We start from the raw sequence: 18,486 nt of genomic DNA, 5'->3' as shown, positions 1-18,486 counted from the left end.
CTCCGGAACGCGCGCCAATCGTCCACGCCACCGAGCTGTTCGCGATACCGTCCCAGGAGAACACTGGCGTTGCACGCATAAATCACATAGACACAAATGCTGTTGGCTTAATGGTCCATTCTGGACTTGAGGTCGCACCGTTCGTCGACGTCCTCCGCCTCGTCGTAGCGGTGGTGCGCGGCATCGGTGCACGCCGAAAGCGCGTCTTCTAGCCTTGCCTCGATTACCTCGACGTTGTCGCGGAGATCTCCGGCTCGTTCGATCACTTCGTCGCGCAGAGCTGCGATCCGGCGTTCGTTCGACGAGAACTGATCTTCAGGTGTGGTCACGACTGGCCTCCACTGTTCGTTGAGTTTGTTCCAGGCTCGGCTACGGGAGTCGTCCCTGCGGGGCTGTGGCCCAAGCGGGACGTCTGGGTTGTTGGTCGTGATGCGGTATGCCTCGCGGTAGGCCGCAGCGCTTGCGGCCAGGTCGTCCCACCGGGATGCGGCGGTCGAGTCGATGGGACGCGGGCCGAGACCGCTAGACCAACGCGGCTGCGACTCAGCGACGTCCTGGCGCAGCTGGGCCGCGCGCTCGGTGATCGCCCGGGCGAGCTGGTCGAGGTGCTCTGCCAGTTCGGGTCGGTCGGTGAGCGCAGCTGGATCCGCGGCGTCGAGCCAGGGGAGTGGGCCGCGGGGCCGCTCCGGTTCGCCTGGCGCGGCGGCACGTTGGATGCGCTGTTCGACCCGTCGGTAGAGCACGGCGGCCGGATCGCGTGCGCCATCGAGGCCGGAGAGGCTGTCGCTGTCAGGGACTGCCTGCTCGATGGTCCAACCCCAGCTGTGCGCAAGGTGTAGGAGCCAGCGCAGTGCAGGTTCGGCGTCTTGCCCGAGCGCAGAGGGGGCGCGGGCGGCGAGGACGTGAGTGATCTGGGTTTCGAGGTGCTGTTCGTCGGCTGCTCGTGCACTCCGTTCGTAGCGGCGCACGAGGTCGTGCAAGTCCTCGAAGGGCTGTGAGGAAGTGTTTTCGTCGGCAGCGATTACAGCTAGCAGTTCGTCCGGGTCGATCGCGTCACGCATCCTGTCCAAGGTGCTGGGTCGGTTGGTCTTGGTGCGGTCAGGGTGTGAGGTGTCGCTTGTGGACGGCGGCGTCCACCGGACGATCAGGTCTTGCCACGCACGTGCGCGTGGACCGTCGCCTTTGGGCTCTGCGCCTAGTGGGCGAAGGGGCTCGTTGGTAGTGACGTTGTAAGTGTTCCGGTAGGCCGCGCCCAGCCCCGCCAGCTCGTCCCACAGTTCGGCAGCAGCGGGATCGTGGTGGGGGCGCGGTCCTAGTCCGGCTGCCCATGCCGGCTCGTCAGCGACGACGAGCGTTCGCAACTCCTCGACACGCGCGCCCATCGCCTCGTTCAGGCCCAGCAGATAGTCGAACAGCTCTGGGGTATCGCGGAGTTGCTGGTGGTTCGGATGCGCGAGCCATGGCAGCACAGAGCGCCACCCGCCGCCCTCGTCGCGCTGTTTTAGGAGCGCAGCCTGCAAGGCATCGGCGGCGAACCGGTGGTCAGGCAGAGGATCAGCCGTTGGCCGTGCGGCAAGCCAGCGGGCGGTGTCGGCGATCGCGGTGTCGGCGTCGAGGCCCTCCACGGACGCTGCGGCTGCAAGGTGCCACACCGGTTCCCAGATGTTGTCCTCGACAGCGGCCGCAGGGGCATGCTGCTCGATGATGCTGCGCCACCGGTTCGTGTCGGCCAAGGTCGGAGCGGAGACCCGCGCGGGCGGGTCGCTGTCCAGCAGCCGTTGCTTTACACGCCACTGGAGCACAGCCGCTGGATCCTCGACGTCCTCGGTGTCGAGTGGGCCGGCCGAGAGAGCGGACGCGAGCAATGGTCCGGACTGCCAGCCGAGGGCTTCGGCTGTGCGGAGGGTCTGGCGCAGCACCGGGATGGCCGGACGGTCGAGCAGCTCAGGAACCTGGTCGGCGAGCACCGCCTCAACCTGCTCGTCGACGCCCAGCAGTGCGACGTAGTCGTGACGGCCGACCAACGTGCTCAACGACTCGGCCGCCGCTAGGGCGTTGCGCAGCTCCTCGTTGGCGGCAGTCTCGGCCGATGAACGGGTGAGCGCGGCCTCCAGCACGCCACGTGCGGTCCGGTCGAGCGGCGTCTCCTGGTGTGAGTCGATGGTGTGCTGGTGGGTCTCGACGTAGATGCGGTTGTCGTTCACGGCGCGAGTGGCGAGGGTGTAGAGCTGTTCACGAGAGATGCCGTGGGTGGCGATCGCATGCGCGGAACCGCGGCTTGTCATGCCCTGGACGCGGTTGATCGTGGCCGCGTAGCCCAGCTCGACCTCCTCGGTGACGTAGCTGCAGGGCACCACCACGGTGCCGCGGCTGACCTGGTGCCGCAGTTTCAGCGCACCGTCGCGACGTACCTTGACGACGTCCCACGTGTCGCCGTTCTTGATGAAGTCCTTGCCGCCGAACAACGTCCGGAGCCGGTCGTTGCGACGGGTGACTACCCAGTCGCCGGCGCTGGCGTGGGTGCCGTCGTGAAGTTGTGCGGCCCGACCCTTGTCGCTCACATCTCCGCGGAGCATGCGCAGCGCTCGGGCTTCGAGGTTAAGCGCGGTCACGTCGTCGTTGGTCGGGACGATCAGCAGAGACTGGTGGCCGGCGTCGAGGTCGTTGCGCCAGGCACGGTGTGCGGCGTCTCGGATCGTTTCGCGGCTGCCGTCAGAGATCCAGCCTTGGTCGAAGTAGTAGTCGAGGCCGGCGGGATCAGCGTCATGGAGTGCGAGCGATGCGGCCCGCTGGCCGGGATCGCGGAACCTCACGACCTCCTTGAGCCGCACGGCGCCGTGGACGTGTGCGAACCAGCGGACCGCGCCACCGGCTTCCACTGCTGCGAGCTGCTTGTCGTCACCGACCAATCTGACATCCGCTCCGCGGCGCAGGGCAAAGGCGACGACGTCGTGCAACGTGTGGGTGCCCGCCATCGAGACCTCATCGATGATGAGCACATCGCCGCGGCGGAACGGAAAGGCTTTCTCCGCAACGCCTATCTTCTGCGCGAAGGTGACCTGGTGGAGGGTGTGCGGGCGAGCGTCGATCGCGTCGGCGAGCACGTGCGCGGCCCGTGCGCTCGGCCCGAACGCGTACACCCGGCCACCTTCCGCGCGCACGGCGTTGGCGTAGACCCGCATTGCAGTGGTCTTGCCGGCTCCGGCTGGGGCGTAGAGCAGCTGCACTCGGCGCCCAGACTTCGCGAACGAGGCGACAGCTGCGCGCTGGCCGGGGTTGAGCGAACCCCCTTCAGAAATCGCGTTGGCGACAGTCTCGGGGCGAAGACGACTGCCGTTGGTGAGGTCACCCCAGGTCGCAAGGGCGGACTCCTCGCGCAAGGTTCGGCCGGTCGTGAACCGCTGGCTGTTGTGCTCGACGAAGACCGATTCGCCGGAACGTCGCCGCAGGGCATTCGGTTCGGCGACGAGCGATGGCGCTTCCAGCGACACGAGGTCAGGCGATTGCAGCACCGTACGCACGACATCGGCGATCAACTGGTCGCGGCCACCGTCCGCGACACGTAGGTGTGCGGTCTGGCGATGTGCTTCGGCTTCGATGTTCCAGGTGTTGAAGTGACAGCGCTGGTCGGAGACAACTGCGAGCGTTGCCTTGGCGACCTCGTGCAGGTTGAAGTCCGAGATGTTGTCGGCGTGGCCGCCGAACACTCGTTGCCCCAGTGCATCGATCACCTGCTCGGGGACCATTTTCTCTGCCTGGAGACGCCAGCGGTGGAGGTGTTCGGCCAGTGACCGCGGCGCCTGCTTGTTGCTTCGGGTCCCGTACTGGGCACGCTTGGAGATCTCGAGAACCTCCTTGGGAGAAGGCTCTCGGCCGTGCTGTTGGCGGAATTCAACGATTCGACGGGCGCGGTCCTGCTCGACCTGGGCCGCGCGCTGAGAGAAGCCGGTCAGCAGAGCGGCGGGCACACCGTCCAGTTCCCACGTCGGCCGCTTCGCATCAATGCCACCAGAGGGGCGTTCGGTCCACGAGGCACCGTGTTCGCGGCAGAGGTCGCGAACACGGCTGTTGTAGTACTCCGACAACGTGACTGCAGCGGCGAGGACGGTGCGACCGTCCAATGAAGTCCAACGTCCATCCGGGCTCTGCACCTTCGTGCTGATCAGCACGTGGGTGTGCAGATGCGGGTCGGCCGCGCGGGAGTCCCAGTGCTCGAAGATTGCTGCGGCGATCCCCTTCACGTCGTGCTGCGTGTACCCACCTGCACCCTTGCGGGTGTACGCGACGGTGTTCTCGAGGTAGGTGAGGGTGTCGCGCACGGCTTGGCGATGCAGACTCACGATGAGCTCGCGGGTGCGTTTGTCTGAGAGCGCCCAGGCGACGCTGACGGATTTTGGAGGCGCGCAAACGAGCTCTACGCCGCTGACGGCCGACTTCATGGCCTTCTTCTGAGCGGCGAGCCACTTGGTCAGCTCGTCCTCTGAAGGGAGCTGGCCTTCGTGTTCCTCGGCGTAAGCCTGTGACAGGACGAGGCGACGAAGGTCCGCGCGTGTGGCGTCATCGATCGGAGCGCCTGGCGGCAGGTTGTTGTCGAGGTTGTGTCGCTTGTAGGCCTCGATGACTTTGCCGCGCAACCGATCCGCGCCGTCGTACTGCGGGAATCGGTAGCCGAGTTTGGTGGCGGACAAGGCTTCCGCCTCGGTGTGACCGAGGGCGATCATCTCCGCCTGGATGCGGTCTGCGTCCGGGTGGCGGCCTTCGCCGAACAGCGCGTTCATCTGTGCGGCCGTGACTTCGCCGTGCATGTTCAGAACGGCTGCGCCGCGCCCGAACCATTCGCCAGGTGGGTAGCCGTGCGCCAAGTAGTAGTCCGACAGTGACTCGCCGGCCTCCAGACCGCGGTCCGCACAAGCCACCGAGCCGGTGAGGTACTGGTGCCCACCGGGCGAGAGCTTGCGCACGCCGATCACAACCACCAGCTCAAACTCGGTCGTGAAAGGACGTCCAGCACGCGCGCCAATAGCGTGCAAAACTCGGTGGTTTATCGATTCAAAACCGTGGAGCACTCACAGTGCAAGAGGTGCTGTGTGCCGGCGGGGCAGCGGACGGCGACGGGGGAGCGGCTGGCGCGGCGGGGACGGCTCGACGGAGCACGGAAAGGGGGCTGGATAGCTGGGCACTGGGGCGGTGCGCATGCGAAAGCCCCCGGCGGAAACCGGGGGCTTTGGGAACGCGGCCGTGCGTTGAGACCTCTACGCGGCGGCCAGCTCGTCCAGTTCGGCGGCCAGCTCTCGACACGCGGCGCACTGGCCATCGTCGGCGGCAGGTGCGTTGGTGTCGTTGGGTTCGCGCTGGACTCCGCACGTCACACAGTCGCTGAGTTCGGCGACGTCCTGCCGTGCTTCGGTGGGAGGTTCGGCTGAAAGGTAAGCGCGTGCGTAGTCCGTGATGATCTCGCGCACGGCATCCGTAGGGGCGTGGCGCCAGTCGGAGCGCAGTAGTGCACGGGCGACAACGTCGCCGTGCTTCGCCCAGACGAACGAGCAACGGGCCGTCACAAGGTCTGCAAGGCTGTGGCCAACCACCAACTCCGGGAGACCTGCGCAACCCGCCGCACGGCATTCGCCACACAGCATGTCGTCACCATGTCCGGCTTGGACGCGCGCTCCGTTCAGGTCATAGCGTCCTCGGCAGATCCCGCACGCGAGGCACGCGAACGGCACCTCAGTGGCGTACAACGCCGCGCGGTCGTAGTCAAACCCTGAGGCGTAGACCTGCTCGGCGGCCGCACGGTCGTGGCGGTCCGGCACCTGATCCCCGTCCGCAACTCCGGCGCTGTCGACGCGGTAGCGAGCGAACCCGGCGGCGTCGGCCTGTTCCTGACGGGAACGAGCTTTGCGGCGCAGCTCGTTCCGCTGCTCGGTCTTCAGATCGCGCGGCGCTTCGTGCTTGTTGGTGCTGTTCCAGTGCGGCGCGCGCTGGGAGCTCCGTTCAACGGTCCGGCGCGTCTCGCCCGGCTCGGGCAAGCATGCCGCGACGATCGCACGGTCTTCCTCGCTCGGGGCGGTCTCCAACAGGTGGTTGATGAACGCGAGGGCGGTGTGCGGGCGCTCGTCCAGCTCGTTGGCGATGCGCGCGATCACCCACAGCGTCCGCGTGGGCGCGACCTTGAGCAACTTCCGCCCGAGCTTGCGGGCTGCGCGGATGTTGCCTGACCTGACCAGCTCGGCAAGCTCGGAAATGGTCTCTGGAACAGAAATATCTGCAGACATGGATTACCCCACTACTGATTTTGTGCTTCACCGGGTCTGGCGTTCCCGGCGCTTCTTTATTGCAATTCTGATCCTAGTGACCGAATAGGGCGCTTCGCAAGAAATTGAAGTAGCACGATGGGGTGTATCTGCATATTCACGGGCGCGCGATTTGCAAGATATCTGCTGGTCAACGCTTTGAGCGCGGCAGCTCAATTGTTGAAATGCCGCCCATTCCTCCCCGCTCCCCCTGTCCCTGCCGGTCCTTGTGGTGTGACGGCCGGGTCAAGGTGGGTCCCGAAAAAGATTTTGACGGAGCTTGCGGAGGCAAAATGTTTTTGGGGTGCCTTGATGCGGCTGGCACGGCATAAGATGATTGAGGGCAGGGGGGCTCAGGTGACCACTCACCGCAGGCAGGTTGAGGCGCAGCTGGGCGGCTTGGAGAGTTCGGAGTCGCGTCACGGCGGCTTTGCCCGCGGCGGTCGTGACGCCTGCGGCGGCTGGCCTCAGCACATTCCGCGGTCACAGACCCGCTAGACTCTGCGATGCCGGTTCGGGTCTTACTGAGTCCTGTGCGCTGGCAACTTGTCGTCGCAGTTTCTGGCGAGATCCGCGTTGTGCGGTGAGCCCCTCGCGGGCTTATGCGACGACGCACGAAGGCGTGCCGGTCCATTGGGTCGGCACGCCTTCGCTGTTCGATGGCTCGGTCTGTCGCCGTGTTCCCCTGGGTGTCGGCGAAACAACCGATCTGGGCCGGTTTTCGTTGACGTTCTTCTCACCGTGTCGTTCGCTTGGATCTAAAGACGGATCGGGAGGGAGAAGGGCATGGCTGCATCTGGAGCCGGAGGCAGGCGTCGGGCACGCCGGTCGACCATGGTCAGCAGGCGACTGGCTGCGGCGCGCGAGCGGCACGTAGAACAGCTTGCACAGCAGCGCGAGAACGAGCGGAATGTCGACTCTGCTCTCGAGGTGTACTTCCTGGCCGACGAGAAGATCGCTGAGGCGGAGCAGGAGTGTGAACGACGTACGGCTCCTCATGAGCTGGCGATCGCACGACTTCACGAACGGCGCGACGTCGTGGTTGAGCAGCACCGGGCCGAGCAGGGCCGCGCAGCGCTGGCCGCCGCCGAGGCAGACCGAACAGGCGAGCAGATCGCCACGTTGTTCGGAGTGGACGAGAAGACGGCTCGGCGACTGATCGCGGCAGGCAGGGACGAGCGGAAGTCCACCGTCGAAGCCGGCGAGCCTCCTGTCCTGACAGGCCTGGCACCTGGCCCGGCGGACCCGGCCGCAGCGGCGACGCTCGCCTAGCTCGCTCGTTCGGTGGCGGTCTGTCGGCGGGCGTGGCTGGAACGTCGACGGAACCACTGAATCCAGAGGACGACGGTGGTCACCCAGCCGACGGCCATGAGGCCGACCGCTATGGGGGCGAGATCTCCGAGTTCTCCGACGGCGACCGCCAGCGGTAGGAGTACCGCTCCGGCCGCAGCACCCCACAGAATGCGCCAGGTCGCGACAGCCGACAGGAACCAAGCACGCGTCAGCCGCGCGATGCCCATGGTGAGCACCGCGCCGATCACGACCAGGAACGGCAGCCCAGTCGTCCAAGGGCTACCTGGTGCGAACACCTTGCCGGTCAGTACGGCGATCAAACCGGAGGCCGCGGCGCCGACGTAGGCGCCGACTCCGCCAGCGCCGATGAGACGCAGGAACACGACCAGCGCGGTGATCCTCATGTGATTTGAGGGTAGAGCACGTCGGCGGTGCGGTCCGCGGAACCGGTGATGGAGTGGACGAGCGGTCGTGCTGACTTCGTGTGCTGAGGCGGGTTCTCTTCCTTGGCCTTGTCCCACGATCGGGTGAGAATTCGACCTGGAACATGTCGGCGTGCCGAGCCTCCGATCGCTTGTCTGCTTCTGCACGACAGACCTCTTTCGTCGGGGCGCACCTCCAAGCTCGTCCACAGTGGAGGAGCCCATCCTGGATCTCTGTGGTGGATAGCCGGACAACCCTGGCCAGGCGTGGCGATGCGGGGTCTCGCACACGCCTGGCCGAGGGCGAGCGGGCAGCTGTGCTGTGGGGTGGCAGCACGCGCCTCAGCTCGGCCGGAGAGCATTGAGGTTCATCGGGTGCAGGACGGAGCGGCCGACCTTGGCCGGACGCAACCCGCTTGGGGCGCGGCGGGTGCGTCCGGCCAAGGGGGATCGGGCTGCAGCGTCCTAGGTGGATGGACGCGCGCCGCTGATCGGCCGGAGAGAACTGGTGAAGGACGGCGAGGTGGGTGATGTCGGGCGCCCTCATCGGCCACCGCAGCCGGAGCGGGCCCGGACGCTGTGCATCCGGGCCCGCTCCGTGTAGGGGTCAGAACGCGGGCTCGCCGACGAAGCCACGAGCGTTGGCGTGCGGTGCCTCGTTCCACGGATCCTGGGCTGGCACGGGGGCGTGCTGAACGGGCCGGCCGCCGTCTCCACGGCTGACCCTGTTGACCTTCGCGGTCGCGTAGCGCAGCGAGGGGCCGATCTCGTCGACCTCAAGCTCCACGACAGTGCGCTTCTCGCCTTCCTTCGTTTCGAAGGAACGCTGGCGCAACCGTCCGGAGACGAGCACTCGTGAACCGCGGGTGAGCGACTCGGCCACGTTCTCGGCGACCTGCCGCCACACGTTGCACCGCAGGAACAGCGCTTCGCCGTCCTTCCACTCGCCCGACTGCTTGTCGAAGGTGCGGGGCGTGGACGCGACCGTGAAGGACGCCACCGCGGCACCGCTCTGGATGAATTGGAACTCCGGGTCCGCGGTGAGGTTGCCGACGACGGTGATGGTGGTCTCTCCAGCCATGACGAGAACTCCTTGTCAGATTCGGTGATCGGATCCCGACCTCCCCGGTTCTCGAATCCGCCCACCCGCTGGCATTACTTCGAGTGGGTTCGCCCGAGGGGGCTGTCGATCTGCGTCTCGGAGCTCAGGTCGTGGAAGGCCCCGCAGGGGGCGGCGGGGGTTCCGGCCCGTGCTTTTCGGGCCGGGTTCATCGGCGCGGACCTGGAACGAGCTGATAGCGTCGGCGCAGATCGACAGGTCCCTCGGGTGGACCTTGCTCACCCTCACTCCTCAACTTGCCCCGTGCTTTTGGTCGGCCGTGCGCCGGGCAGAGGGTTCCTATGTGCGTCAGTTCAGGTGCCGTTCGGGCGTGAGGCACTCTGCGAGGTGGCGGGACAGCCAGCGTCGCGAGGCATGACGCTCGCCCGCTTCGTCGAGCAGCCCGGCCATGACGTTGATCTCGATGCAGGAGAAGACGTCGGCTAGTGCCGCGGCGAGCGTTGGGTTGCTGAAGACCTGTGACCACACCTGGAGTGGGTCGTAGAGCAGCATCGGAGAGCTGGTCACGACGTGATCCTCATTCTGCGGTTGAAGCCGACTCCGATCGTGGGAGGAGGCGGACGTTCGGTTGGGAGCGTTGCGGATCAGCGGCCGAGCTCGTCCAAGTAGTAGGACTGGCTGTCGGCAGCAAGCTCGGCGTGGTCGATGCCCAGGGCATCGACCAGGTGCAACAGGTCTGCGCAGAGATCGGTCACCACGACGGTGAGCTCCTCGTTGTCGAACTGGCCGGAGCACGCGGCGTGGGCGATCACGCCGGCCGCCGCGAACATCGCACGGTCGCTGTTCAGGATCGGGAGAAGCGCCCGGAGATCGCCGAGGGTGGTCACCGCAGAGAGCAACGAACGATCCGGGGACTCGCCGCGTGAATAGTCCTGCGTCGGGGGATTGACGCCGGTTTCGGGAGTGGAGGTGGAAGGCTCGGACATGCTGCTCTCCCTGGCCATGAGGTTCGTTTCCGGAGGCGATCACGTGCGGCGCAGGACCAACCGGCATGGGTCGTCGGGTGTGGTGACATGGCTGAGCACGTGGAAGACCAACGGCGGACCGCCACGACCGACTTCGATCGCGAGCTCGTCGACCGTGAGGCCGGCGTCGTGCAGGGTGTCGTTGCGAGCGTCGGCGAGCCATCGTTGTGTGAGGCGATCGCCCGGCCGCAGCAAGTTCAGGACGGTCGACCAAGACAGGTCCGACTGGAACAGCCGGGCTCGACACACCGTGGTGACGGCTGCATGCTCGTTCCACTCGACGTCGAAGGGCCGCTCTAGCTGGAACCCGACGATCTCGACGCCGCACGCGATGGTGCGGTTGTCTAGCTCCTCGCAGGTCTTGGTGGCTCGTGCGACTGCAGTGCCGGCTCGGGCAACGAACAGGAAGGTGACCGCGTCGGATGACATGAGCGCAGAGATGTCCTCGGCGGTGAGCGCTGCAGCTTTGGGAAACTCCATCGGACAGATCCCTTCTGACGGGTCGTCGCGAGAACTGACGTGAACTGCCACCAGGCAAGGTGGAGAACGAGTGCTGGGAGCTGGCGACCGAAAACGTGCGGTGCATCAGTTCTCGAACAACGCGCTGTAGGCGTCGAATGCCGTTGACAGGTCGTTGATGGCGTTCCTGATCTTGCTACTGCGGTGGGTCGACTGGGTCAGCCTCTCGACGGACTGCCGCAGCGCGGCGAAGGTGGCCGTGTGTTGTTCGGCAACCACATAGCGAAGGGAGTCCGCGCTGCGGATCTGCGCGCAATGCAGATGCAGAACATCGCGTTGTGCCGCAAGAGCTTCCTCGTCTTGGACGACATGCACTGCAGGCGCACCTTCGTTGAAGACGTGGGCGCAGTCATAGCAGGTGTCGATACTGAGCGCGGGTTCGATCGCAGTGATCAGCAGGCCGCCCGGCAGACGCGCTCCCACGTGAATCTCTTTGGTCACGACGTACGCGTTCGTGCTGCCTGGTCGTACGACGGCAACTCGTACAGCTAGAGGTCCTGACTTGACTGGTGTCATCAGGGAGACCTCAGCGACGATCTGGCCGTCAAGGCCGTACTTGATGCCGACCTCCTCGAAACAGCTGCGGCAGACCACGCCGGTGCTGCACTCGGCACCTTTGCCTGTGGCTCGGCAACAAGGTGTGAGAGGTACGAGGTACTCCGTGTGGTCGTCGCGGAGCATCGACGGCCGGTCGCAGAGCGGCACCAGCAGATCTCCGTCTGAGTCGATGCCCCGCACACGGGCGGCGAGGAAGGCCGGGACGAGATGGCGGAAGCCGTTGGTGAAGGTGAGTTCGACAGTCGCAGGATCCAGCGTGGACACGGGTTGGTCCTCTCCGTGTGTGGTAACGAGAAGGCCCCGAGCCGCCGGGATGGCAGCTCGGGGCCTGACAGGGGTGAGATGGACTGCTAGGCCGCCTCGTCGAGGCCGGCGGTGTCGCCGGCGAGGTGAGGCCACTTCTCGTTGTCCAGCTCGGGGTTGAGGACCAACTGCTCGACGTGGGAGCCGCGATAGCCGAGCGCCTTCAGCGCTTCGAAGTAGAAGCGGACGTCCTCGATCTGCTGGCGCCAGGTGGTGTTGGCATCCCTGACGGTGTAGCCGTGGTTGAAGTACTCCTCGCAAGCACCGAGGAGCTGGGCGAGTTGGATGATCGTGATCTGGTCCTCGCCGACGGTCTGCTTGCGCAGCTCCTTCACGATCGGATGCTCGGCGTTGCTGGTCCCGGTCGGGTCCGTGAGACCGAGGAGTTCGCACGCGTAGCGGTGCGACGGCGAAGCCTCCTTCATGACTTGGGTCGCCTGCACGGTCGCGCGCGTGAGCAGATGCCGAACCTTGGGAGCCAGATCGAACTTGGGAGCCCGCTTGCCCTGGTCCTTCGACGTCCTCACACCGACGCCCTTGACTGCCCGCGTGGCTGCTGGCTTAGATGCGGCTTTGCCGTTGTGGCTTGCGGCGACCTTGCCGCTCCGCCACGGCTTGAAGTACTCCTTGAGCCAATCCCTCCGGACTGGCTCAGCGGCCTCCCAGAGGTCGTTGTTGCACTTCGCACGCTTGACCTCCAAGGCTTTCCACGATGCGCTGCGACTCGGCTCCTCTGGTAGAGCGCGGTCCAGAACGTGGCCGTTGGAGATGTAGTCGGTGCAAACGAAGCGGATGTCGGCCTCATTTCCGTGCAGGTCGTCGTCGACGTAGGCGGCGTGGCCGGGGCAGTTCTCGTGCTCCTCGCTGGTGAACGCGTGGTTGCTGTCGGCGTCGTGGAAGAGGCGCTCCAGCTCGACAACGTTGTCACCTTCGCAGTCGACGAGTAGCACGCCCGCGTCGCGCAGCTTCTCCTCCGCGGAGGAGATCACGACTGATGCGATGGTGCGATGTCCGTGGGAGGCGAAGTCGACGCAGTACTCGGTCGCCCGCACGTCGAGCTGGTAGGTGACCCAGAGGTGGACCGCACGGCCAGGGCACTCAGCGTGCTGGGCGGGGTCGATCGGCGCTGTGTCAGCTGCAGCGCAAAGCTTCTCGAGTTCCTCGATGGTGTCGGGGAGCTGGTCGTCCTCGTCGAGGATCGCGTAGCCCTTGTCGGTGAACTCGCGGATGGCTTCGTCGCGGACGGCTTGTTCGTTCGCCTTGCGCTCCCTCGCGTTGCGCGCCTGCTTGAGTTCCCAGGCGAAGGTGCCAGGCCTGGAGCGCAGGACCTCGACGAGCAGCGCGTGCAGTGCTTCGTCGTCCTCGAACTCGGCAAGCTCGGACAGGACGAGCAGGTCGACCTCCGGCAGCTCGGCGACGGCCGCACGGGTCCGCGTGGTGGCGGCCACGGCCAGACCGGCCTCCACCTGATCGGTCTCGCGGGGCAGGACCTTGGCGATGGCACCAGCGTCCATACCGAGTCCCTCGAGCTTCAGGTAGAGAGCGACCTCCTCGTCCTGGGTGTAGCTCTGGCGGTTCATGTTCTCGATGGCCTGGGCGACTGTCAGGTCCAGCGGAGTGGTGCCGGGCGCGTGGACCAGGACGTCGATGAGCAGATCGGGTTTCTTGTCCTCCTTCACTGCTACTGCGGCGGCATGGCGGTGGTGGCCGACGAGCACGGTGAGGCCTTCCGGCTCGTCAGCGACGGTGATCATCGAGATTCGCGTGTCCAGTCCGAACTGTTCGACCGCGGACACCAGATCAGATCGCTCCTCGCGCACATCCCGCGTCCGACGGGAGTTCTGGTTCGTGCGCAGCGTCCGCGGATCGACGCCGTGCATGACGTACGGATAGCGGCGAGCCTGATCCGCGGCGGTCAGGGTGACGACCTGTTCGGGGCTCGTGTTGCTCTTGATGCGGAGCTTCCTCATGGCGACGGCCTCTCTTCAGAGTTGACGGCATGGCAAAGCCCCGGCGCGAATGTGTGATGCGCCGGGACGAAGGTGGATTTCTGGAGCGGAAGCGACGGGCTTGCTCAGTGCGAGAAGTTGCGCCGCTCGGAGTCGCGAATAGCGGTGACGACTGTCTCTCGCCAGGTCAGAGCCCAGCGAGGGCAGTTGTTGCAGATACCGGCGTGCTGGCAGCCAGGCAGCCGCAATCGGGTGCGCCGAGCCTGATCACTCCATGCCATGCTGTCCGCGGATGCGAAGTGGTGTGCGTTGGCACGGAGTGCAGTGGTCTTCAACCCGAAGCCGTGCAGCCGATAGCCGCGGCGGGCGAATCGCTCGGCGATCGCGCCGACGGGCTGGACTGAACCGCGCCGACAGATCGACCCGAGTCCTACCCGTTGCTGCGCGGCCAGGTTGATCCCGGCTTTGCGGTACATGGCGTCGTGCCGCTCGTACTCCTCCAGAGTCCAGCCTTGGAGCACAGGCAGCCAGGGCGCCGCGGGGAACTCGCGCGCCAGGTACAGATAGGACTCCAGCGTGCATTCCTGGTGATCGAGGGTCGTCGTGCCGGCGCGGGCGAGAACCTCAGGTTCGGCCGGTCTGTCGAGCGGAGCCACGAAGTCCGGGGTCCCGATCTCGTCCATCAAGCGGTAGACCATGCCGCCGTACTGGTCCTCGTCCCACCGCCACGTGCCGTGGTCCCGGATCTCGGTGTAGGCGCCGCTGTCGATGATGTAAGGCACGCCGGCGACAGGCATCCCGCGGCCGCCAGGAACATAGGTGGCCAGCGTGTGCGCGGAGACGCACAGAGGTACCGGGCTGTGGGCCAGCCACCACGGACGGTGCGTCCCGAGGTAGAAAGTCGTCCGGCGTGCTGGATCTCGCGCGATCCGGGACCGCGTCCAAGGCACCGGAGTGAGATCCCGCATCGCTGGCCACTGGGCGCGAGGCCGTGGCGGACGCGTGATCACCGAGCACCGTCCGTTCTACAGCGGCGGCTTCGGGGTGTCGCCAGACCTGCAATCGCCGAACCAGGCGCGGCGGCACATCCCGAGGAGATCGGCGTGTCGTCGGCGCCAGTCGGGCATCCAGAGGCGCAGTCGTTGCCGCCACTGCGGACCATGAGCGCGCCCGGTGGGCTGAGTGGCGTGGGCCAGCTCGTGGACGAACACGTACTCGACAAGCGGCATCGGGAGGGCGAACGCCGTCCAGTGCATCGTTACGAGGTGCTTGTCCGGACCTTCGTAGATGCCCCAGCGCTTTCGGCCGAGGTCGCGCACGGCGTAGGAGAGTCCGGATATCCCACCGTCTACTTCGTACGGACGGCCTTCCTGTCGCATCCATTCGAGGCCGACATCGCGATAGAGCCCCGCGATCGCACGACGAGCGACGTCGGGACGTTGACGCTTCGCGTAGAGGATGCCGTCCCCGGCGATTGCGGGAAGCTTGTCGACGTCGCCGGGTGGTGTCGTGACGAGGCGGAGCAGGTAGCGGTGACCGAGAAGGTCGAAGGGTTCGCCGTCGACGAGTGCTTTGGCGGGATACCTGGGCGCGCAGAGCTCGAAGCGTTCGCGCTGCTGATTGATCCAGGAGCGACGATCACTGACGAACTTCACCACTCGCTCCGTGGTGGCCGCGGTCGGTACCAGGACGGCGACAGCACCATTTGACCTGATCTTGATCGTGATCAGGCGGCTCTGTGGACGGAGCACCACTGTCGTGCGCCACTCGCTGGGTAGTCCGAGCGAGCCCAGAGCAGCGAGAAGGTGGCCGGCGTCGGTCATTGCAGACCGTCCTCGTAGGCGATGTGTTCGACAGACGTGGCGAGAGTTGCCGCGCCGGTTCGAAGCAGCTCGTGGACGCCTTGGGAGCTGGCGGAATAGATCGACCCAGGTACGCCGTAGGAGCGTCGGCCGAGCTCGTTGGCGACGCCCACCACCGCGAACGATCCGCTTCTCCTTCCCGCTTCTACGACAACCGTCGCGCCGGTCAGCGCCGCAAGCAGACGGCAACGCGCGTGGAATCGGTGACGTGCCGGCGTAGCCCCGAACGGATACACGCTGACCAGCAACCCGCCATCGTCGATCACTGCTCGGTACAGACTGGTGTGCGGGCGTGGATGAGCCAGGTCGACTCCGTTGGCGAGCACGACAACCGCCCGGCCTCCAGCCGCAAGGGCTCCGCGGATCGCCGCGCTGCCGATTCCGTAGGAACCGCAGCTGACGACGGTCACGGCTTCACGTGCGAATCCGTTGCCGAACTCTTCGGCGACGGACTGACCGTAGGCCGACGCAGCGCGTGAGCCGGTCACCGTCACGGCTCGCTTCGTGATGTCGGCCAACGATCCTTTTCCCTTGAGCCACAACGCGAGCGGCGCTCCGCGGGCTGTGAGCCCGCTGAAGCGGCCGAACGGCCAGTCGTCGTGTTCCGGTGTGAGAAGACGCGCCTCGCCGCGCTCGATGGCGTCCAGGTCGTCGTCGATCTCGATGTCGGACCGACGGATCTCGCCGAGAACTGCCGCTGGTGCAGTTCCCTCCCGGATCTGAACGACAGCTTCCACCGGACCGTGAACAGCGACGTATTGCTGCAGTGCCGGTGCTGGACGTTCTGAGACGCGCAACAAGTAGAGACGAGCGCGAAGCTCTGCATCTGAGGACATGATCGGCTCCTTGTCAGCGGCCTGATCGCGAGGGTGAAGCGACAGAAACTTCCTAGAGGGGAAGAAAATCCGGCAGTTGACCGTGTGACACGCATTGGGCGACAAGGCGTCCGATGACCGCCTCCCAGTCGTTGCGCTGGTCACCGTGACGAACCTCGACGACAACGGTGCGCGCACGCTCCTTGCGAAGAGCAGGGCACGCGGCTGCCGAGAAGGCAAAGCACCGCTTGTGCATCGCGCCGCCCTCAGCAACGACACCTTCGAAAACCGCAACCCACGCTCGTGATCGCCGGTCCAACGACTCACCGCAGACCTGACAAAGCCAATGCCGCAGCGCCTCACGGACACGTGCCCCGTTGAGTGCTGCCCAGGCGACTCGGTCACCGATGACCGGTGTGACCCAGGGGACCTTGCGGCCTTCCATCTCTGGGCGGGGCCAGCCCGCGTCAGGTTGGAGGTGTTGGATGACGACATCGCCTGCGCTGTCTCCGTTGAAGGGGCAGGTGCCGCGAACGCAGTAGACGTACCGGAGGTCTTCCTCCGGACGAAGCTGCAGGTCGCCGCCGCATTCAGGGCATGACGGAAACACTGGGATGGCAGCCCACTGTTGTGTACACATTGGACCTTCCTTCGGGCTTCACGTGAGAGAGACATCAGGGCTGGGTCGTCATCCCCACTTGCTGTGCTCGCGCGTCCACTTGGCTTCGACCTTGGGCGCGAGCTCCTCACGCAGGTCGTCTTCGGTGCGGCCGTGCTTTGCCGACAGCGCGGCGAGGATGAGTCGTGCGTCTTCCTGGTGCTCGGCGATGCTGGCGCGGTGGAAGACCACGTTCTGCCGCGTCAAGTACCTGGCGTAGCTCAGCAAGTCGGCGTACGAGCGTCGGGCGGTGAACTCGGTCTCGATCAGTCCACAGTGCTTGGTGCGCAAAGGAGTTCCATCAGGGGAGGAGATTGCCTTCGCAGCTTTTGCACGTGCCCGTTGCTCTCGCCCGGCGCTCTGTGCGAGCTGCTCAGAGGTCTTGATTCGGCTAGGTTGGTTTCGGACCTCGACCGGTGCGCTCGGGTAGCACTCGGTGCAGGCGGCCTTGCCGGCCAGATCGACGATCTCCACCTCGTCGCGTCCGGACAGATGCGTGAGCCACGCGAACTTCGTGGTGGGGAAGCAGGTTCGACAGGCGGTGGTGCGATGCACGTGCCCGCCGGTGTTGAGCACGAGCCAGGCGCGCGTCCAACCACCGCGCCGTGTGAACTCCTGCTCAAAGGGCATTGCCGCGGCTTCGCACGCGTCGGCAGCAGAACACGCCTGCTCGATCTGGACTACCAATTCGTCCGCCAGATCGACTTCGCCGCGTTCGATGCGATCTCGACGACGCTTCCTGAGCGCCACGAGGGTCTGCTCCGCCTTGGTGAGTTCCACGTTCAGGCGGGCGAGTTCGGCATCGATCTCGTTCGGAGAAGCCTTCGCCAGGTTGTTGATGGGCATGGTTGTTCGCCTCGACCTTCGTGAGGGGTGCGGAACCGCCAGCTCGAGCTGGAGGCGCCTGGAACGGGAAGCGTCAGCGGTATTCGCCGGTGACCTGGACCAGATGGGCCATGTCGACCACGGGGCCGGCCCAGTAGCGGACGTGAGCGGGCTCATCGCCGATTCCCCAGGCGTAGAGCCTGAAGTCGGGATCGCTCGGGCTCGCCCACTCGGAGGTGTTGCCGAGACCGCCGGGTGTCCGCACCCCGTACTCGTCGCATCGGTCGACCTCGATCTCGAACCAAGGGCCGGCGCGGAGATGCTCGAACACTCGGCTGTAGGGCGCGTCGAACGGAGTGATGTGGGCCTGCTGGCATGCAGCCGCCCACTCGGCCAACGCTGACGCGGACAAGGAGCGAGAAGAGGTGATCACCGCATGTACGGCGTCGACGTCTGGCAGGCGGCCATGATCGCTGCTGTCCGCGTAGGCGATCGTCGTCGGACTGGTGAACCACAACGTGATCCATTGGGGTCCGCGGTGCCAGCCGCGGGTGAAGCCTCGGACGCCGTCGCCGATCTCTGAGATCGGGATCGGTGGCAGGGCTCCCTGGAGGCCCTGATCAGGTCGAGGCGTCCAGTTGTGGGACCGGAGATCGTCGTCGACGGTCCGGTACAGCATGTCGGTGGTCCGGGCGCCGGTGTAGCCGTGCGCGGCTCTGCTCAGCGTCTGTGTCAACCCGTTCATGCGACCTGTGACGTTGCGCAGACGTTGCAGGGGAACGGGTTCCGAGCTCAAGGCGTTGTCAGCCAGGTCGGCAACCTGGCACCGAAGCTCCGCGGAGAGCGCGGCCAGCTCCAGAAGGCTGGCGGCTTGCGCTCGGTTGACCATCTCGAACGAGTCGGCGCG

16 protein-coding genes are annotated in these 18,486 nt (G+C 65.9%); 2 read left to right on the top strand and 14 right to left on the bottom strand.

The window, feature by feature from the left end; all coding sequences use genetic code 11:
- Window positions 1–107 precede the first annotated feature (107 nt).
- Both mobF and B0F77_RS33680 read right to left on the bottom strand, forming a co-directional pair.
- A complete protein-coding gene (gene mobF, locus B0F77_RS33685) occupies window positions 108–4,970 on the bottom strand; it encodes a MobF family relaxase (protein ID WP_158102892.1) in 4,863 nt (1,620 codons plus the stop codon).
- Between the two features lie 282 nt (window positions 4,971–5,252).
- Window positions 5,253–6,272 (bottom strand): hypothetical protein, encoded by a 1,020-nt coding sequence (locus B0F77_RS33680; protein ID WP_143467019.1) that lies wholly within the window; start codon window positions 6,270–6,272, stop codon window positions 5,253–5,255.
- A gap of 804 nt (window positions 6,273–7,076) precedes the next feature.
- On the opposite strand from B0F77_RS33680, the gene B0F77_RS33675 reads away from it, so the two are divergent.
- A complete protein-coding gene (locus B0F77_RS33675; RefSeq protein ID WP_143467018.1) occupies window positions 7,077–7,562 on the top strand; it encodes a hypothetical protein in 486 nt (161 codons plus the stop codon).
- On the opposite strand, the gene B0F77_RS33670 is transcribed toward B0F77_RS33675, so the two are convergent.
- The 10 genes from B0F77_RS33670 to B0F77_RS33625 all read right to left on the bottom strand — a co-directional run bounded on the left by B0F77_RS33670 (window position 7,559) and on the right by B0F77_RS33625 (window position 16,117).
- Window positions 7,559–7,987 (bottom strand): hypothetical protein, encoded by a 429-nt coding sequence (locus tag B0F77_RS33670; protein ID WP_086667068.1) that lies wholly within the window; start codon window positions 7,985–7,987, stop codon window positions 7,559–7,561. The genes B0F77_RS33675 and B0F77_RS33670 overlap by 4 nt on opposite strands.
- A 625-nt stretch (window positions 7,988–8,612) precedes the next feature.
- Window positions 8,613–9,086 (bottom strand): single-stranded DNA-binding protein, encoded by a 474-nt coding sequence (locus tag B0F77_RS33665; RefSeq protein ID WP_086667067.1) that lies wholly within the window; start codon window positions 9,084–9,086, stop codon window positions 8,613–8,615.
- 327 nt (window positions 9,087–9,413) lie between these two features.
- On the bottom strand, window positions 9,414–9,632 hold the full coding sequence (locus B0F77_RS33660; RefSeq protein WP_086667066.1) for a hypothetical protein: 219 nt from the start codon (window positions 9,630–9,632) through the stop codon (window positions 9,414–9,416).
- A gap of 77 nt (window positions 9,633–9,709) precedes the next feature.
- Entirely contained in the window at window positions 9,710–10,051 is a 342-nt protein-coding gene (locus tag B0F77_RS49275) for a hypothetical protein (protein WP_211294179.1), read from the bottom strand.
- A gap of 39 nt (window positions 10,052–10,090) precedes the next feature.
- A complete protein-coding gene (locus tag B0F77_RS33650; RefSeq protein WP_143467017.1) occupies window positions 10,091–10,621 on the bottom strand; it encodes a hypothetical protein in 531 nt (176 codons plus the stop codon).
- A gap of 54 nt (window positions 10,622–10,675) precedes the next feature.
- On the bottom strand, window positions 10,676–11,431 hold the full coding sequence (locus tag B0F77_RS33645) for a hypothetical protein (protein ID WP_086667063.1): 756 nt from the start codon (window positions 11,429–11,431) through the stop codon (window positions 10,676–10,678).
- An 86-nt stretch (window positions 11,432–11,517) separates the two neighbouring features.
- Window positions 11,518–13,440 carry a ParB/RepB/Spo0J family partition protein gene (locus B0F77_RS33640; RefSeq protein ID WP_086667062.1) on the bottom strand — a complete coding sequence of 641 codons (1,923 nt, stop codon included), beginning with the start codon at window positions 13,438–13,440 and terminating at the stop codon, window positions 11,518–11,520.
- 104 nt (window positions 13,441–13,544) lie between these two features.
- A complete protein-coding gene (locus tag B0F77_RS33635) occupies window positions 13,545–14,387 on the bottom strand; it encodes a deazapurine DNA modification protein DpdA family protein (RefSeq protein ID WP_425435757.1) in 843 nt (280 codons plus the stop codon).
- Between the two features lie 57 nt (window positions 14,388–14,444).
- Entirely contained in the window at window positions 14,445–15,242 is a 798-nt protein-coding gene (locus B0F77_RS33630) for a M48 family metallopeptidase (protein WP_086667060.1), read from the bottom strand.
- Window positions 15,239–16,117, bottom strand: a complete 879-nt coding sequence (locus B0F77_RS33625) for a DNA-processing protein DprA (protein WP_211294178.1) — start codon at window positions 16,115–16,117, stop codon at window positions 15,239–15,241. The genes B0F77_RS33630 and B0F77_RS33625 overlap by 4 nt, the downstream gene beginning before the upstream one ends.
- Before the next feature lie 145 nt (window positions 16,118–16,262).
- Here B0F77_RS33625 and B0F77_RS48170 point away from each other — a divergent pair, with 145 nt between their 5' ends.
- A complete protein-coding gene (locus tag B0F77_RS48170) occupies window positions 16,263–16,403 on the top strand; it encodes a hypothetical protein (protein ID WP_158102890.1) in 141 nt (46 codons plus the stop codon).
- A 381-nt stretch (window positions 16,404–16,784) separates the two neighbouring features.
- Here B0F77_RS48170 and B0F77_RS33620 read toward each other — a convergent pair whose 3' ends face one another.
- Both B0F77_RS33620 and B0F77_RS33615 read right to left on the bottom strand, forming a co-directional pair.
- Complete coding sequence (locus B0F77_RS33620; protein WP_086667058.1) at window positions 16,785–17,600, bottom strand: hypothetical protein; 816 nt, start codon at window positions 17,598–17,600, stop codon at window positions 16,785–16,787.
- A 73-nt stretch (window positions 17,601–17,673) separates the two neighbouring features.
- A partial coding sequence (locus B0F77_RS33615) for a hypothetical protein (protein WP_211294177.1) occupies window positions 17,674–18,486 on the bottom strand: 813 nt, incomplete at its 5' end.

This window comes from Lentzea kentuckyensis, assembly GCF_002150765.1.
In the GTDB taxonomy this organism is placed as follows: domain Bacteria; phylum Actinomycetota; class Actinomycetes; order Mycobacteriales; family Pseudonocardiaceae; genus Lentzea; species Lentzea kentuckyensis.
This window is presented reverse-complemented; position numbering and strand designations above follow the sequence as displayed.

What these genes read in the sequence shown, in the direction of transcription:
- B0F77_RS33675 (WP_143467018.1), top strand. Translation starts at nt 7,077, where the DNA reads ATGGCTGCATCTGGAGCCGGAGGCAGGCGTCGGGCACGCCGGTCGACC.
- B0F77_RS33680 (WP_143467019.1), bottom strand. Translation starts at nt 6,272, where the DNA reads ATGTCTGCAGATATTTCTGTTCCAGAGACCATTTCCGAGCTTGCCGAG.
- B0F77_RS33635 (WP_425435757.1), bottom strand. Translation starts at nt 14,387, where the DNA reads ATGCGGGATCTCACTCCGGTGCCTTGGACGCGGTCCCGGATCGCGCGA.
- B0F77_RS33625 (WP_211294178.1), bottom strand. Translation starts at nt 16,117, where the DNA reads ATGTCCTCAGATGCAGAGCTTCGCGCTCGTCTCTACTTGTTGCGCGTC.
- B0F77_RS49275 (WP_211294179.1), bottom strand. Translation starts at nt 10,051, where the DNA reads ATGTCCGAGCCTTCCACCTCCACTCCCGAAACCGGCGTCAATCCCCCG.
- B0F77_RS33630 (WP_086667060.1), bottom strand. Translation starts at nt 15,242, where the DNA reads ATGACCGACGCCGGCCACCTTCTCGCTGCTCTGGGCTCGCTCGGACTA.
- B0F77_RS33620 (WP_086667058.1), bottom strand. Translation starts at nt 17,600, where the DNA reads ATGCCCATCAACAACCTGGCGAAGGCTTCTCCGAACGAGATCGATGCC.
- B0F77_RS33640 (WP_086667062.1), bottom strand. Translation starts at nt 13,440, where the DNA reads ATGAGGAAGCTCCGCATCAAGAGCAACACGAGCCCCGAACAGGTCGTC.
- B0F77_RS33665 (WP_086667067.1), bottom strand. Translation starts at nt 9,086, where the DNA reads ATGGCTGGAGAGACCACCATCACCGTCGTCGGCAACCTCACCGCGGAC.
- B0F77_RS33670 (WP_086667068.1), bottom strand. Translation starts at nt 7,987, where the DNA reads ATGAGGATCACCGCGCTGGTCGTGTTCCTGCGTCTCATCGGCGCTGGC.